The organism is Corynebacterium sp. HMSC28B08 (assembly GCF_001806865.1).
GTDB lineage: Bacteria > Actinomycetota > Actinomycetes > Mycobacteriales > Mycobacteriaceae > Corynebacterium > Corynebacterium auriscanis.
This window is the reverse complement of record NZ_KV786193.1, coordinates 65223-79722: the sequence shown is the minus strand read 5'-3', so window position 1 is coordinate 79722 and position 14500 is coordinate 65223. Positions and strand designations below refer to the sequence as shown.

General features: G+C 58.4%; 14 protein-coding genes and 2 tRNA genes. 11 read left to right on the top strand and 5 right to left on the bottom strand.

The genetic code is table 11. The features are described from left to right. Positions 1-121 precede the first annotated feature (121 nt). The 6 genes from HMPREF3098_RS10675 (at position 122) to HMPREF3098_RS10650 (ending at position 6116) form a co-directional block, all read left to right on the top strand. Entirely contained in the window at positions 122-1420 is a 1299-nt protein-coding gene (locus tag HMPREF3098_RS10675) for a hypothetical protein (protein WP_070435120.1), read from the top strand. A 126-nt stretch (positions 1421-1546) separates the two neighbouring features. Continuing rightward, positions 1547-2722: a CE1 family esterase gene (locus HMPREF3098_RS10670; protein ID WP_246815941.1), complete on the top strand. Its 1176-nt coding sequence runs from the start codon at positions 1547-1549 to the stop codon at positions 2720-2722. 138 nt (positions 2723-2860) lie between these two features. After that, the gene (locus HMPREF3098_RS10665; protein ID WP_141739752.1) at positions 2861-4012 is read left to right on the top strand and encodes a CE1 family esterase; all 1152 of its coding nucleotides are present in this window, start codon (positions 2861-2863) and stop codon (positions 4010-4012) included. A gap of 92 nt (positions 4013-4104) precedes the next feature. Beyond that, positions 4105-5595 carry a glutamate--tRNA ligase gene (gene gltX, locus HMPREF3098_RS10660; RefSeq protein ID WP_070435119.1) on the top strand — a complete coding sequence of 497 codons (1491 nt, stop codon included), beginning with the start codon at positions 4105-4107 and terminating at the stop codon, positions 5593-5595. 291 nt (positions 5596-5886) lie between these two features. Next, a tRNA-Gln gene (locus HMPREF3098_RS10655) sits at positions 5887-5958 on the top strand. Positions 5959-6043: 85 nt separating this feature from the next. Next, positions 6044-6116 (top strand) — tRNA-Glu (locus HMPREF3098_RS10650). A 372-nt stretch (positions 6117-6488) separates the two neighbouring features. Here HMPREF3098_RS10650 and HMPREF3098_RS10645 read toward each other — a convergent pair. The 4 genes from HMPREF3098_RS10645 to HMPREF3098_RS10630 form a co-directional block, all read right to left on the bottom strand. Then, complete coding sequence (locus HMPREF3098_RS10645; RefSeq protein ID WP_070435118.1) at positions 6489-7790, bottom strand: fatty acid desaturase family protein; 1302 nt, start codon at positions 7788-7790, stop codon at positions 6489-6491. A 235-nt stretch (positions 7791-8025) separates the two neighbouring features. After that, positions 8026-9075, bottom strand: coding sequence for a flavin reductase family protein (locus HMPREF3098_RS10640; RefSeq protein WP_246815940.1), 1050 nt, complete (start codon positions 9073-9075; stop codon positions 8026-8028). Positions 9076-9595: 520 nt separating this feature from the next. Further along, a complete protein-coding gene (locus HMPREF3098_RS10635; RefSeq protein WP_246815939.1) occupies positions 9596-10852 on the bottom strand; it encodes an MBL fold metallo-hydrolase in 1257 nt (418 codons plus the stop codon). Between the two features lie 514 nt (positions 10853-11366). Next, positions 11367-11678 carry a hypothetical protein gene (locus HMPREF3098_RS10630; protein WP_035114031.1) on the bottom strand — a complete coding sequence of 104 codons (312 nt, stop codon included), beginning with the start codon at positions 11676-11678 and terminating at the stop codon, positions 11367-11369. A gap of 508 nt (positions 11679-12186) precedes the next feature. Here HMPREF3098_RS10630 and HMPREF3098_RS10625 point away from each other — a divergent pair. The 5 genes from HMPREF3098_RS10625 (at position 12187) to HMPREF3098_RS11940 (ending at position 14082) form a co-directional block, all read left to right on the top strand. Further along, positions 12187-12414, top strand: coding sequence for an antitoxin VbhA family protein (locus HMPREF3098_RS10625; protein ID WP_070435117.1), 228 nt, complete (start codon positions 12187-12189; stop codon positions 12412-12414). Positions 12415-12487: 73 nt separating this feature from the next. Further along, positions 12488-13144 carry a Fic/DOC family protein gene (locus tag HMPREF3098_RS10620; RefSeq protein WP_070435116.1) on the top strand — a complete coding sequence of 219 codons (657 nt, stop codon included), beginning with the start codon at positions 12488-12490 and terminating at the stop codon, positions 13142-13144. Between the two features lie 96 nt (positions 13145-13240). After that, positions 13241-13558: an antitoxin VbhA family protein gene (locus tag HMPREF3098_RS10615; protein WP_246815938.1), complete on the top strand. Its 318-nt coding sequence runs from the start codon at positions 13241-13243 to the stop codon at positions 13556-13558. Continuing rightward, positions 13558-13800, top strand: a complete 243-nt coding sequence (locus tag HMPREF3098_RS11945) for a Fic family protein (RefSeq protein WP_070435115.1) — start codon at positions 13558-13560, stop codon at positions 13798-13800. The genes HMPREF3098_RS10615 and HMPREF3098_RS11945 overlap by 1 nt, the downstream gene beginning before the upstream one ends. 33 nt (positions 13801-13833) lie before the next feature. Next, the gene (locus HMPREF3098_RS11940) at positions 13834-14082 is read left to right on the top strand and encodes a hypothetical protein (RefSeq protein ID WP_070435114.1); all 249 of its coding nucleotides are present in this window, start codon (positions 13834-13836) and stop codon (positions 14080-14082) included. Here the strand turns inward: HMPREF3098_RS11940 and HMPREF3098_RS10600 are convergent. Further along, complete coding sequence (locus HMPREF3098_RS10600; protein WP_070435113.1) at positions 14079-14489, bottom strand: DUF2220 domain-containing protein; 411 nt, start codon at positions 14487-14489, stop codon at positions 14079-14081. The genes HMPREF3098_RS11940 and HMPREF3098_RS10600 overlap by 4 nt on opposite strands. Positions 14490-14500 lie beyond the last annotated feature (11 nt).

Sequence of the window (14500 nt, the reverse complement as noted above, 5' to 3'; positions counted from 1 at the left end):
TGGAACCCCCCACACAAACCATCTGACACCCTCGGTGTGGGCGCGGCGGGGGCTCCTCAATGCGCAAAAACAAGCATCCAACTGCCACCTCAGGAGGCCCTCCCTGTGCCACACTTACGACATGATTCACGATGGCAACCCTCTTTACGAACCGAACTCCAACATGCACGACGATGCGGCCCAACCCGTCGACCTCGATCCTTTCGATCCTAACCTCAGCGTGCGCGACCTCGATCCCTTCGACCCTAACCTCAGCGTGCACGACCTCATCACCGCCTACAACATCTCGATCGGCTACCCACACACAACGGTGGCGGGGTGGCGTAGGGGCGTCGAGGCGAAAGAAAAGCACCGGCCCACCCCAAGTTCGCCCCTGCGTGTGGAAATGTGGTGGCCATTCGACCGCCCGGACCCCACGGAGCGCGAGATTGCCCGCTTGACGAGCTTCCTCACGAGCAATAATTTGCAGCTCATCGCGATGAACCTCTGGGCTGGCGACATGGCAGCGGGGGAGCGGGGAGTGCTGCACCGCGAACCGCTGCCTGCTTCTCATATCGACGCCGTCGCCCGCATCCATGACCTCACCGGGGTGTCGAAGTTTAACCTGCTGGTGGGGCGGCGCGGGGAGGATGCGGACTCGTGGCAAGTCCAATGCGAGCGCTTTGCCCGAGCTGTGGTGGATGTGTACCGCGCGACCGGGGGAAAGGTGCTGGTCGAAAACATGAGTGGCATCGAGGATTATCCGATTAAGCGCGTGCGAGAGGCGTTCGAGTTGACGTGGAAGGTTTCTAGCTTCCTGGATGACCGCGCTCGCGACGAGAGCGGCTTCGATTGGGTTGATGACGATTCGATTGAGCAGGTGGAGTCGGAAGGCGTGGGCGTGCTGCTCGATATCTATCACTTCCTGACCAACTGGGAGGCGGGGATCGAGACGAATGACCCGTGGGACGGATTTTGTTCGCACCATCACGGGGTTGCCACTGAGGCGGAGTGCGGGCACTCCGTTAGCTTTAGCGACGAGCACGAACCCACTGATGGTGCGGCGGGGCGCCTTGGTGATGAAGGTGACGAGATCGGCGAGGCTGGCGAAAGCAACGAGACCGGCGAGGCTGGCGAAAGCGAAAGGGCCGGCGAAAGGGTCGGCGAGGCCGGCGAAGCCGACGAAGGCTCCGCCCACTGCGCCACTCGCGATGTCGGCCCGGGAGAAATAGGTAATTCTCTCTTCTACTTCGCGGGCTGCATGGGCTTCAGTCACGAAGTCTCCCACGTGCAGGTCGCCACGTGGCCCGATCGTAGCGAGCCGCGATCCGACGACTATCAGATTCTCTCGATCCTGAACGGATTGAGCCCTCGGGCCAATAGAGTTGGCGGGCCCGTTGTGCTGGACATCGTAGGGGAGTGGCTGCCTAGCTCCGATTAGAGTCGAGTCGCTGAATGCGGATTCGCGAAACAGCGCGGCGTCGCACGGGGTGCACAGCGGGCGTATCTACCGACACGCCGCCGCACTGGCGCTACTTTTGTGGCAACCGTTACTAATGTTACTTAAGTGATTCTTGAGGATGTCGTTAAAGCCGTCCGCACGGCAACCTGCGCCCTTCTTCGCCTCTCCGCCGCCGGGCCGTCGCGCGCGGCAATCGCGGTGCGCCCGTCGGCCACGATGCACCGCGCCTTCTTCGCTGTCCTGGCCTTAGTGGGGCTTGTTGTTGCCGGTTTAACGACGCCAATCTTTCCCCACCCACATGCGTCCGCCGAAACTGTACCGGGGCCGGCACACGCGCCGCGGCAGCATTCTGCGCCAGCACCAGCACCCGCACCTGCACCTGCACACAAGCCCGCACCAGCACCCGCGCACAAGCCAGCACCCGATCCCAAGCCCGCACCCGCACACAAGCCCGCACCCGCACCACTCCCACACCACCCAGCCACACATCCAGCTTCCAACGTGACCAAAGCTAAGCCCGGTGAGGCAGTCAACGTTGAATTCACGCTCCCTAACGGGCACAAGCGCCGGGCGATTGTGAGCGTCACCGCGGACTACAATCCCGCACACCCAACTCCGGTCCTCTTCGGCTTTGGTGGCTGGCACGACAGTCCGGAAAACTTCCGCAACTACTCCCGCTTCGCAAACACCGGCGCCGCACGGGAAGCGATCGTGGTGTATCCGGCGGGCGTCGAGTATGCATGGGAGGGAGCCCCGTACGCAGTCACCCCACGTGGCGGTGATGTAGCCTTCGCGCGGCAGATTGTGGACGAGCTCGATGCGCACTTCAACGTGGACCGCAAGCGCATCTACGCTGCCGGAATGTCCAACGGTGGAGGTTTCGCGGTGAGCTTCGCGTGCCAGGCTCCGGATTTGGTGGCGGGGGTGGTGTCGGTCTCGGGGGCGTTCTACAATCCGGTCCTCGAAAATTGTGCGCCCGGGCCAGTGGCGACGTTCATCATTCATGGCGTTCAGGATCAGCTCACCCGCTTCGAAGGCGGTCACCTGCACCGCGCTCCCTACCTCTCCGCGCCGGCGGTGGCTGACAGTGCGGCGAAGCGCAACCTCTGCGCGCCTCACCCGGTAGTTGAACAAAAGCCCGGAAATGTGACTCAGTTCGGCTACCCAGGCTGCGCGAAGGAGGCCGTCTTCTGGCGTATCAACGACCAAGGCCACAACTGGTATTTCACCCCGGATGTCGCCAATGAGGTCTGGAATTTCCTCGCCCGTCAGCATAAGTAATCCACATAAGTAATCCGCATGACTAATCCGCACGAGTGATAAGTAATCCGCACGAGTAGTCCGTACGAGTGGCTTTTATGAAATAGTTTTTCATGCAAGCGTTGCGTTTTTATTCTAATCATGGGGTAAGTTCTTTCTGTGCAAAATACGTCTACATCTCAGCGCGGTATCGCGACTTCCCGCCACCCCAAGGCCCTCGCCTCCGATGCGATCGTCGAGGCCCCTCGTTCCACCCCTCGTTCCGCCACCGGCCGCCGCTTCGTCACAGGTTTCATGGCGGCTTCCACCGCGGTAGCGCTCACTGTGGTTCCTGCCAACGACGCCCCCAGCCCCCTCGCCAACGTCACCCCTTCGGCGCAGGCGCAAACTCTGCCGGGTTCTAGCAGTGCCACTGGCAGCCTCGGTGGCGGCGGAAACTTCATGGTTCAGCTGCGCCAGATTCTGGAATTTATCAACGGTCTGCTGCAGATCTTCAACGGTGGGGGCGGCACTCTGCCGAATATCCCGAATGGCCCATCGGCCCCGGGGACTGACGCTCAAACGCGCACCTTTAACGTCAACGGTGCTTCCCGCACTGCGATCGTCAAGATGCCATCGTCCGGAAAGACGAAGAACCTGCCCGTGGTCTTTATGTTCTCCGGTTGGCAGCACACTGCTGCGCAGGCCCGTGGCTACGCGGCTTTGGAGGGTACCGGCGCTGGCTCCGATGCGATCATTGTGTACCCGCAGGGTCGCAGCAACGCGTGGGAGGGTGCGCCATATGCGACGACGTCCCGCGGTGAGGACGTGGCGTTCGTGCGTGAAATTGTCCGCACCTTGGCCAATGAGGGCAAGGTCGACCGCTCTCGTGTGTACGCAACTGGTTTGTCTAATGGTGGTGGCATGGCCCTGGCTCTGGCGTGCCAGGCGCCTGATCTGATGGCGGGTGTGGTTGGAGTTTCCGGTGCGTACTATAACCCGGTGTGGTCGAATTGTGGCTCCGGCAAGGTGCCTGCGTTGATCATCCACGGCACGAATGATGCGACCGTTGCCTACGAAGGCGGCACTCGCCATGGCGCGCCGTATCGTTCGATCGAGCAGATGCACCAGCTGGTTGGTACCCGTAACGGCTGCTTGGCTTTCGGGGCGCCTCAGGAAAGCATCAGCGGTAGTGTGACGACGTACACGTTCAGTGGTTGCTCCGCAGAGACCCACGTCAAGAAGGTTTCTGGCGGCACCCATACGTGGTACCCGGTGAACCCAAGCGCGGCGCGGGAATCCTGGTCCTTCCTGTCCAAGCAGAGCAAGTAGCTGCTGCTGGTGGGGCGGGGGAAGCAGGCGCACGCTTTTCCTAGCGCGCCCCACCCAGTCCATGTCTGGGCCCGTGGGTAAACTATCTATCCATGAGTGAAGTACGCGTTCGTTTCTGCCCATCGCCCACCGGCACACCCCACGTCGGAATGGTGCGCACAGCCCTGTTCAACTGGGCATATGCCCGCCACACCGGTGGCAAGCTGGTTTTCCGTATCGAGGATACGGATGCCAAGCGCGATAGCGAGGAAAGCTACCAGGCAATCATCGATTCGCTGAAGTGGCTGAATCTGGGCTGGGACGAAGGCATTGAGGTCGGCGGGCCTCACGAGCCATACCGCCAGTCCCAGCGCATGGACATTTACGCGGAAGTCCTCGAGAAGCTGAAGGCCTCCGGCGACGTCTACCCTGCATACTCCACTGCGGAGGAAGTTGAGGAGCGCCACAAGGCCGCTGGCCGCGATCCCAAGCTGGGCTACGACAATTACGATCGCACCCTCACGGACGAGCAGATCGAGGCATTCAAGGCCGAGGGGCGCGAGCCGGTCTGGCGCCTGCGCATGCCCGATGATCGCGTGTACCAGTGGAACGATCTCGTGCGTGGCGAGATGACCGTCGATGGCAAGACCGTCCCAGATTTCGTGGTCGCACGCTCCAACGGCCAGCCACTGTACACCCTGGTAAACCCCGTGGACGATGCCCTCATGCGCATCACCCACGTCCTGCGTGGCGAGGACCTGCTACCTTCCACCCCGCGTCAGATCGCACTGTACGAGGCGCTGGTCCGCGTGGGTGTCGCAGAAGCCGTGCCCACCTTCGGCCACCTGCCGTTCGTGATGGGGGAGGGCAACAAGAAGCTCTCTAAGCGCGACCCCGAGTCCAACCTGTTCAACCACCGCGATAACGGCATCATCCCCGAGGGCATGCTGAATTACCTGTCGCTGCTGGGCTGGTCGCTGTCTGCGAACGAGGACATCTTCACGATGCAGCAGCTCATCGACAACTTCGACATCGCGGACGTCAAGCCGAACCCTGCCCGCTTCGACCAGAAGAAGCTCGAGGCCATCAACGCCGATCACATCCGCCTGCTGGAATTAGACGACTTCACCGCTCGCCTGCGCGCGTACCTAGAGGAGTACAAGGACTTCTCCGCGGACTACCCAGCCGACAAGTTCGCTCTTGCTGCCGAGCTGGTGCAGACACGCATCAAGGTTCTCTCCGATGCTGACGGTTTGCTTCGCTTCCTTGTCACGGGGGACGACGCCCTCGAGCTCGACGAAAAGGCTGCCCGCAAGAATTTGAAGGAAGACGCGGTCGAGGTCTTGCAGGTATCCATCGAGCAGCTGGAGGTTATCTCGGACGAGGACTTCAAGACCGAGGTTATTGAAAAGGCTCTGCAGGGCAAGCTCATTGAGGAGATGGAGCTGAAGCCTCGTAAGGCTTATGGGGCGCTACGCGTGGCGGTCTCGGGCGCGGCGGTAAGCCCTCCACTGTTCGAGTCTATGGAGTTACTGGGCAAGGCCTCGACGCTGGCGCGCCTGCGCAAGGCGCAGTCCGTCACCCCGTTCCCAGCAGGCCAGTAACCCTCCCCGCGGTCTTGCGCCCGCCCCGCCCGGTGCACCCCGCGGTTCTTAATATGAGGGGAGCGTAGTAACCCATCCCGCCCGTCGCGCGGATCGCGGGCAATCTGCGCTCTCCAGTCGCTCCGGCTTCGGGGCTTTGCCGCAGGAGTAGCAGTTCTCTCCTGATGGAAACGCCACCTGACCAGCGGATTTGATTCCGCTGTGAAGGTCTGGTTATATTATGTCTCGTTGCACGGGGAACAGTCCGGTGGTATTTACATCATCGAATCAGAAGTTTCTAGTGTCTACGATTGGCCTATGGTGTAATTGGCAACACTACGGTTTCTGGTACCGTCATTCTAGGTTCGAGTCCTGGTAGGCCAGCAGTGAAAATTGCTTCCTAGTTTGTCGTTTCGTTCGACATGCAACTTGCTAGTTGTTCTCTGGATGCACGTTTCACAGTCCTTATGCCCCGTTCGTCTAGCGGCCTAGGACGCCGGCCTCTCACGCCGGTAACACGGGTTCAAATCCCGTACGGGGTACAAAATTGCAGCGCTCCCGCCTCGGATTATAGTGGGGGCGTTCCTGCACGTAGTGCTAACTCTGTCACCTGAGTTCTTGCGTTGCATGTTCGTTTTGAGCCGCGCCTGCACCCTAAAACTGCGCGTTGATTATTGAGTCGTGCTATCTAAGAGTGTGAGCTGCGTGTCCTGAGCAACCGTCGTCGTCGACTTGCGATAGCGGGCGCGCCCCGGTTATGTTTCCCTTCTTTTCCTCGCCTAGGTCGAATTAGCAAAGTAAGGCCCACAATTTCGCCGGCTGGGCTTTTGTGGTCATCCCTTTTCGCTTTTTCGTTACCTTGACACGAGGATCTAGGTGCATCCGGCAGCGGGGGCAGCACCCCTCTCGAACGCTTAGGCAAGTACCCGTGGCCGCAGTTTTTTCAGCTTCGCCAGCCCCGCCGCCAGTTGGCGTGGCCCCGTTGACGCGTCCACTTCGGGGTAGTGTGAGAACACTTCATCCGCGCGCACTTCTGGCGCGTTCCATCTAGGGGCGCGCAGAAACTTATTGGGCAGGGTCAATTTCAAAATCGTGCGCTGTACTTCCCACAACTGTCGCGGGAAGCTGGCGGTGTTATACGGTAGCCCAAATTCTTTCGCGATCTGTTCCACCTCGCGCGCAATTGGTGCCAGCCGGTTGCTTGGCATATCGGGGAATAGGTGATGCTCAACCTGGTAATTTAGATTCCCGGACAATATCGTCAGTACTTTCCCACCGCGGAAATTCGCTGACCCCAGCATTTGCCGCAGGTACCATTCTGCCTTGGTCTCTTCATCCAGAGTGCGTTTGGTGAAGGTTTCTACGTCATCGGGGAAGTGCCCGCAGAAGATAACTGCGTATGCCCATACATTTCGAATTAGGTTCGCCCCTAGCGCCGCTTGAGCAGCTCTCTTTGCGTGGTGTTTGGCACCACCGACCCCAGCCTGGAACCGCGTTTTCGCTTTTTTATTTCGGCGCCCCATACTCCCCGCTAACACAAATCCCACGGCGCCGGCGACGGCTGGAAACGCCACGTAGTCTTTGACCACTTGTGCTCGAACTTTCCGCAAGGTCTCCAGCAGACGGGGTTTGGTCTCTTCCCAACTCTGTCGGCCTGTAAAGTAACGGCCAAGCTCCACATCGTAGAACGCCACCGCGTATTCGAACAATGCTGCCAGGATGACGTTCGTCAGTGGCTGCAGCGCGGTCGTGGGCTTCCATTTCTTGTCGCGGGTGATACGGATCACGCCATATCCGATGTCGTTATCCATCCCAATAATGTTGGTGAAGGTGTGGTGGCTGAAGTTGTGGGAGTGCTTCCAGCCAGATGCTGGCCCTGTGTTGTCCCATTCCCACATACCTGAGTGGATCTCGGGATCATTCATCCAGTCCCATTGACCGTGCATGACGTTGTGTCCGATCTCCAAGTTCTCCAGAATCTTTGCTAGGCCCATCGTTGCCGCCGTGGGGCCTGCCAAGGAGGGTGCGAACACGGTCGCTACTCGAGACAATAGGTCCACCCCGCGTTGGGTGCGGATCAGATTTCGTATGTATGCAGCGTCCTTTGCCCCTAAGGTTTCTCGGTGATGAGCTTCGATGGCGTCGAACCGACGTCCAATTTCTTCCACGTCTTCGGCACTCAGGTGGGCGTATGCTGCGATATCTTTGATGGCCATGGGGTTCTCCTTGGGTTGGTGGTTGGTGTTATGTGGTGGCGGGTACGCACTGTTCGTGCCTGGTCTTGAGGAAAATCGGGTTATCCAGCCGTGGCCGGATTGCGTGATCCAGGAGTGCGTAACTTCAGGTGGCGGGTACCAAAAGTCCGGGAAGCTAGATTGCGGGGCCTAGGGTCGGTGCGGCTGCGGGGGTTGTACGGACTGCAGCCTTTGACTAAAACCGCTTGGGTGTGCATCAGGTCTGCTCGATCGCAATATCCCCGTCGGGGATCGCGGAGCATGTGCGTACTCGTTCACCTTCACGGTGGGTGGTGCCCGTGCGGATGTCCACGGCTTGGCCGGAAGTAATGGTTGCGGTGCAGGTGTGGCAGATACCCATGCGACACCCGTGAGTGAGCTGCACCCCGCAGGCTTCCGCCGCTTCGAGGATAGTAGTGGATCCGTCGCACGCGGTTTCTGTATGGCCCCCAAGGTTTTGGGTGCCTGCAACACCTTGCTTGTCTGCGCGCACATTTTTGCCCGCGTCGTTCGAAGTGGTAAGGAATCGAATTGTTCCGCCCATCGCGGAGCCCCCTGTGGCAGCGTGGAAGTGCTCGACATGGGTCCCGGGGAATGCTGTTGTCATAGCGTTGAGGAGCTCCGCTGGGCCACAAACGTAGCGCTCTCTGTCATGAATGTCCGGTACAAGTTCGGTGATGATTTGTGGGTCGAGCCGACCACGGGTTATCGAATTCCAATGCACGAGCTGGTACGAGGGGTTTTCCGCCGCCAGCGCGTGTAGCTCCGGGTTGTAAGGTGCGGGAAGATCCTCCGAACGCTGGCTATGCATGTGGATGACATTGGGAAACGCTGCAGCACCTGTGTCCCCAACTGGCTTCCAGGTGGGGCGTAAATGAACTGGGTCATGCGCGTGGCAGGAATCCAGTCCCGCTATTTTGGTCGTGCCGGTGTTCTTGCCCACCCCGTACTCTTGTCGCAACCAGCGCAGCATCGACATCACCGGGGTGATGCCCGATCCCGCTGTCACAAACAGGAGTTTGTCGGGAACCGGCTGAGGGAGGAAGAAATCTCCACCCGGTGCAGATAACCGGACAATGTCACCAGGTTTCGCTGTGGTGGCTACATGAGTAGATAAAGCTCCGTCAGGAACCGGCTTGATCCCCAAGGAGAGGGTGCGGAGTTGGGAGCGGGGGGCGTCGGTAATAGAAAAACAACGCCACTGCCAACGACCGTTGGCTAGTACACCAAGACCGATGAACTGGCCGGGTCGGAAGGTGGTGGTCATGCCGGGGCCGGGTGTCAGGGTGAGGTCGATGAGATCACCGTGATGGGTGATTGATTGGATTCTGCCGCGGACTTCGCGGCCGCGGAGAGGATCAAAGATACCCGCGTAATCCGCGGGGAGTAGCGGGGTAGTGAAGGCGGTGGCAAGGGTTCGTGTGGCGCTGCGGGCAGCCTCGCGGGTCCAACGGCGGAAGGCGGCGAGTGGGGTGGCGCCGGATTGAGAGGTATTGCTGACATTCCGATCGGCTCCAGGCAGCGAGCTACTGTGGCCAACCCGCGGACGAGACGGGCCGGAGAATTGTGAGGTGTTAATGGTGATCCTACTTTCGGCTGGCCGGATGAACTATCCGAAAAATGATTTTTCTGCAGTGAAAGTGGTTTGTTTCGTTGATTAACGTACCATCTTGAGTGACCATTGCTGCACGGGGGAGGGTAACGGAGTTGCAGTCGCTGCGGCCACGGAGGGGTCAGGTCGCCGAGAACTCCGGAACCCCGCATTCTCGGAAATTGGCAACCGACTTCTACCGTCGCTTCAGCTCTCCGTAATTGATGCCACCATGCTCAACGGTGGGGTTCAGTGGCCACTGGCGCTTCCATGGAGCACATTCCGAAGACGGCAGGATTTGTTTCCACTCCGGATGCTTGGGGGAGTAGGAGGCCATCGTCTTCTCCTTGATCATAGAGTCGTACTGATCTAACGAATCCTCCAAGGTATTAGCGTTCAAGACCACTTCCCGCTCGTAGAATTGCGCGAATTGGCGAACACCCGGAATCTTCGACAATTCGGGCTGCCAAGAGTCAGCCGCCATTCCGTTTTCCGAGGAAATCCACACCCCGTCGGGCGTGTTAATGCACAAGGAGTGATTGCCGTCGGTATGACCTGGTGTCCACAACAGAGAGATGCCTACGCCGAGCTCTACATCGCCCTCGAAGGAAGAGATCACTTCGCGGTCTACCCCTTCGAGACCATCCTTGACGTACCAAGCGTACTGCATGGGGTGCGGGGATTCGAAGGTGCCCAGTTCGGCTTGATGCGTAAGCAGGCGGGCTCGTGGGAACAGGGGCTCGTAGGAGGACTCACCGGCTGGTGGATTGGCGGTGGAGCCCATGATCATGCGTGGATCCTGCACGTGCAGGTGGTCGAAGGATATGTAATCGACATCCGCGTTTGTCATGCCGATTGAGGGCAGAATCGTGTCGGGATCGTTGAAGTACCCCGCGAGGATGCGTTCGGCTCCTAGCTTCTGCATCGTTGAGAAAGTGCGGTTTAGCCACTTAGGGCCCTTGCCGTTGCCGATGAGACTGCCGTAGAACCCGGACTTCTTAGACCCCTCGGCCACAGTGGGCTCCCACACGAGGGTTCGGGGGATACCATTAAAGTCCTCGTATTGGATGACCAGCATACGGTTAATGATGCTGATGATAGGGTTAATGTGCAGGGAGTAGTTCTGGAAAGCGTACTGGGATGGGTAAGGTGCAGCTGCGATATCAAAGGAGCGTACGCCCAGGACAGTGCCCTGGTTCAGGAAACGATCGCGGTATTTCTCAGCGGCTTCGCGGACTGCTTGGAGGCGATCGCCACGTGGCCAAATGTTGTGTACGCCTTCGAATTCCGGGATGGGCCGGAAAGTTGGTGGATCGGTGAGATTGCGGCTCACCGTGATGTTCGGGTCGTTGCTGTAGGGCTGATGCGGGCTGCTGCTCCATTGGTCGGCGCGACCGGCGGACGCATTCTGGTCGGTGGAATTTTGCATAGTGGAGGGATCCAAGGTGGTCATTGGGGAAGGGAGTCCTTTCCTGAGCGAATAAGTTTTCATTCGCGATGAAAATACTGTCTCAACCACACGATAGCGGTGTAGGTTAGGATTGTTGGCGGTTTGGCTCAATAAAGTTTTGGAGAGTTCGCTCGGTGGAAAACTGAGTCGCCGGAGCGCGGTACCTAGGCAACGGGGGTGGGTAGCCGCCTACATCGGAGACTAGATCGCTACGGGGAAGGTTATCGACGGGGGTGGGCACAGTTGCCATGTAGGGCCGAACTGGCCCCCGAAAGCTGGACTGGTTTAGTTCTAGGCGGTTAGGGGCTCACAGGTCTGGTTGTGATAGTGCCCCGGCGCCAGGCCTTTGAGCCGTTTTGTATGCGTTTGCGGTTGTACCAGTGAATGTTGGTGTGGGTTGAGTTTTTCGGACCGGTTTTCCTGATTTGATGAGAATGTGAGGGGGAACTAGCACCCCGCTGTGTAACCGCCGAAATTGGCCTTGAATGGCAAGGAAGGTGTCTAAACAACTCGCCTCCTAGCTCGGCAGCGTCCTTTTCACACCGCCTAGGCTGGCCGGTTCCGCGAACGAGTCGCTCTTGCGAATGTCACTTTCGAATGCAATCAAGTATGTCCATGTCTGATATTGGTAGGCAGGGTGAGCTATCAGAGAGCGCAGTAGACACTCGGTAGCTTCGCGCCCGCAAATAACAGTCTCGTCGTCAGCCTTGCCTTCAACTATCCAGTAGGTACCTTCAGTGTCGAGGGTCATGTAGCCATTGTCCTGACACCAATGCTCGGTCTTGGCGATTTCTTCAGTGGTCTCGCCACAGTCTCTGCCAAGAGTCACTGCGTCGCTGTTTCGGCGCGGATACTAGCCGACAATGCGGATCAAGCCGTCGGCGATAGCGTACATTTCGGATTAGAACAGTGAAATATTACTCCTTGCGACTGGGTCTTGTGCTTGCCACTTTAAACTGTGGGGTGAGCAATTCGTTAGGTAACGTCGCATGGTTGTTCGGCTACTTGGGTGGAGTTGTTAGGTGTGCTTGCTGCCTGCGCGGTATGTGTTGTTGGGTAAATTTTTGCTTAGAAGCGCGTTGTTTCTCCTGATTAAAATCGAGAAGTCGGCAGTCAAAGGATGATTGTCGTATTTTTAGATCGAAGAGCATTATTGAAGGGGGATAGATTCCTTGGAATCGAACAAGCATTTCACTCAGGGGAGGGTAATCGTCCTTACGCCCGGGGACTGCCTGGTCTACTCCTTAAACTTATAACCGCACCGACAACTTGGGGCGCGCCGCAGGCGCACATTAGGAGTGACTGCCACGCTCCGGCAGTGTGAAGGAGTGAAGAACATGACAATAGATTTCAGCTCGATTAAGGGGCTCGAACAGTGGGTTTCGGTTTTCCCTGAACAGTTTGAACCATTGTCCCAGCCCCAGCGGCGGTTGCTTGCCAATGCGCTGGCGAATGGTGCTCATGAGGGGTGGGAACCCACGGAAGCCGAGGTGCAACTACTCGCAGATCAAGTTGCTGGCTCGCGACCACAGCTGACGATGGATGAGCTGATGGTCTTGTACTAACACCACAGCATGAGTTTTCACGCCCAGAACCTTCGCATACTAGAAGCCAAAAGCTAGGAGCTAGGAGCTAAATATGGCCAAGCCCGCAGACGTTTGGACGAGCTACTTCTACCCGGGCACGCAAGTACTCCGGAATAAACCCGACATTCAAGACCAAGACACACTTCAGGCCGTGGAGTACCTCAATGGAGCCTCAGCGGAGCTATCCAACTCAACCGGGGAGTCTTCCCTAGAAGGAAGCGATGCTGGCTCGCGGCTGTGCTCTGCACATAATCTGGCATTTGGTGCCCTCTATGAATGGGCGGGTGCACTGCGGAAAGTGAACATTCAAAAAGGTGGCCATCACTTTGGAGATCACGCCAGCATGGGCATGTACCTGCGCCACATCGGTAAGGCGATTGAAAACTTCAAGTGGGAAACAACCGACTTCAACGACACGTTGCGCTACCTCGCCAAGATCCATACCGATCTGAACTTTGCGCACCCGTTCCGCGAGGGAAATGGGCGAGCAACCAAAATCTTTATGACAGATTTATCCCGTCAACACGGCGTTGAGCTGGCATTCTGTGAGGTGGATGCCAATACGTGGAACCAAGCAAGCAGCGATTCGTTTATGGATCCCTACGGGCTCCACCTGAACTACGAACCAATGCTCGATGTGTACAAGTCAATCGCGATGCCAAAGCAACCGGGAGAGGTTTCGTCGCATGCTCAACGGCCCAATCATTAGCGTCCCAGCTGCTTATTGGGTACCAGCTACTGACGACCATTCCACCGGACGACTAATGAGAGAGCGACCACACCGCCGTCAAGAAGGGATAAGACTATGACCACCGACTACCGCACCGAAGACCAGAAAGTCGCGGCCGTGCGCGCTTCAATGAGAATGGCCGGATACGACATCACTCCCGATGATGAAGCCCGTGGCCGCCGTATCCTGCGTGGCGAAATCACCGGTGACCAGGCTGTACTGGAAGTGATGGAGGCCCAGGGTTACGGCGATTGCGAACGCGCTCAGTTCCTTCGCCGGCGCATTGCCAAGACCACGGGTCCGAAGAACGGGACTAAGGATGCTCCGTTTGAGACGAAGGATGTCAAGGCCAGGACGAAGAGCGTGAAGACCCGGACGAAAGGCGCGGAGTAATGGCACACAAAACAGACGAGGCTCCCCGGAACCACTTCAACGAAACCGACCTCACAGTCCTTGATGAGCTTGCCGGGCAACTCGCTACTCAGCGGCTTGCTGAGCTGGAAAACGCCGAACCCCTCAGCAGCTTCACCGCGGCAGACCACTGGGGTGAGATGACCATCGTGCGTCCGTTCCGGGATGGCAATTCGCGCACGCAGCGGTTCTTCTTCGACCAGATGATGCGGAGTGCCGGGTAGGCGCTGGATTGGACCCGGATCAATGCCGAGGAAGTGAATGCTGCGCGGTACATCGCTGCGGCCACGACGGATTCTCGTTTTCTTACCGACGCCCTGCGTCCCGGTGTTTTCGCGGCTGACCAGGTGGGGCGGGAGGCCGATATGACGGAGCGCGGTGCTGCCAGCGGGGATGGTGAGACGATGCAATCGGGGAGTGAAGGCAACGATGCGCGGTCTTCTGCGCACACCTGGAGTTCCGCACCGCTGATTCCCGCACCGCCTCCTCGGGCAACGACTTCCTAAGCCCCTTTGAGAGCCTCCACCGCGTAGTCGTACACGATTCGTTCCTGCTCGATGCGTAGGCATCCGCCAACCGCATGGCTGCGTAAAAACTCCAGGGCGAAGGTTTCCTGCGGAGTGAGCCATTGTGGCACAAACCTACTGGGCTGGGGTTCTTCCACAGCTAATTGCATATGCGCGCGAGCGGTGTCTAGGTCCATTAGGACTGACGTTGCCTGAGGCAGATGTCGGCGAACGAGTTCAAGGATGTAAAAGCCGTGCGAGTCGAGATCTCCCCAGTACAGCACAGTTTTGTCACTGAGGCCGGGAATCTGCGTGGCAAGAGTGTGCGCTCGTAGCCCGCCACCGAAGACCGCCACGGTACCTGGCAGATTGGGTAAAGCAAAGAAAGTGTGGTGATTTTCGATCACAAGTGACTCAG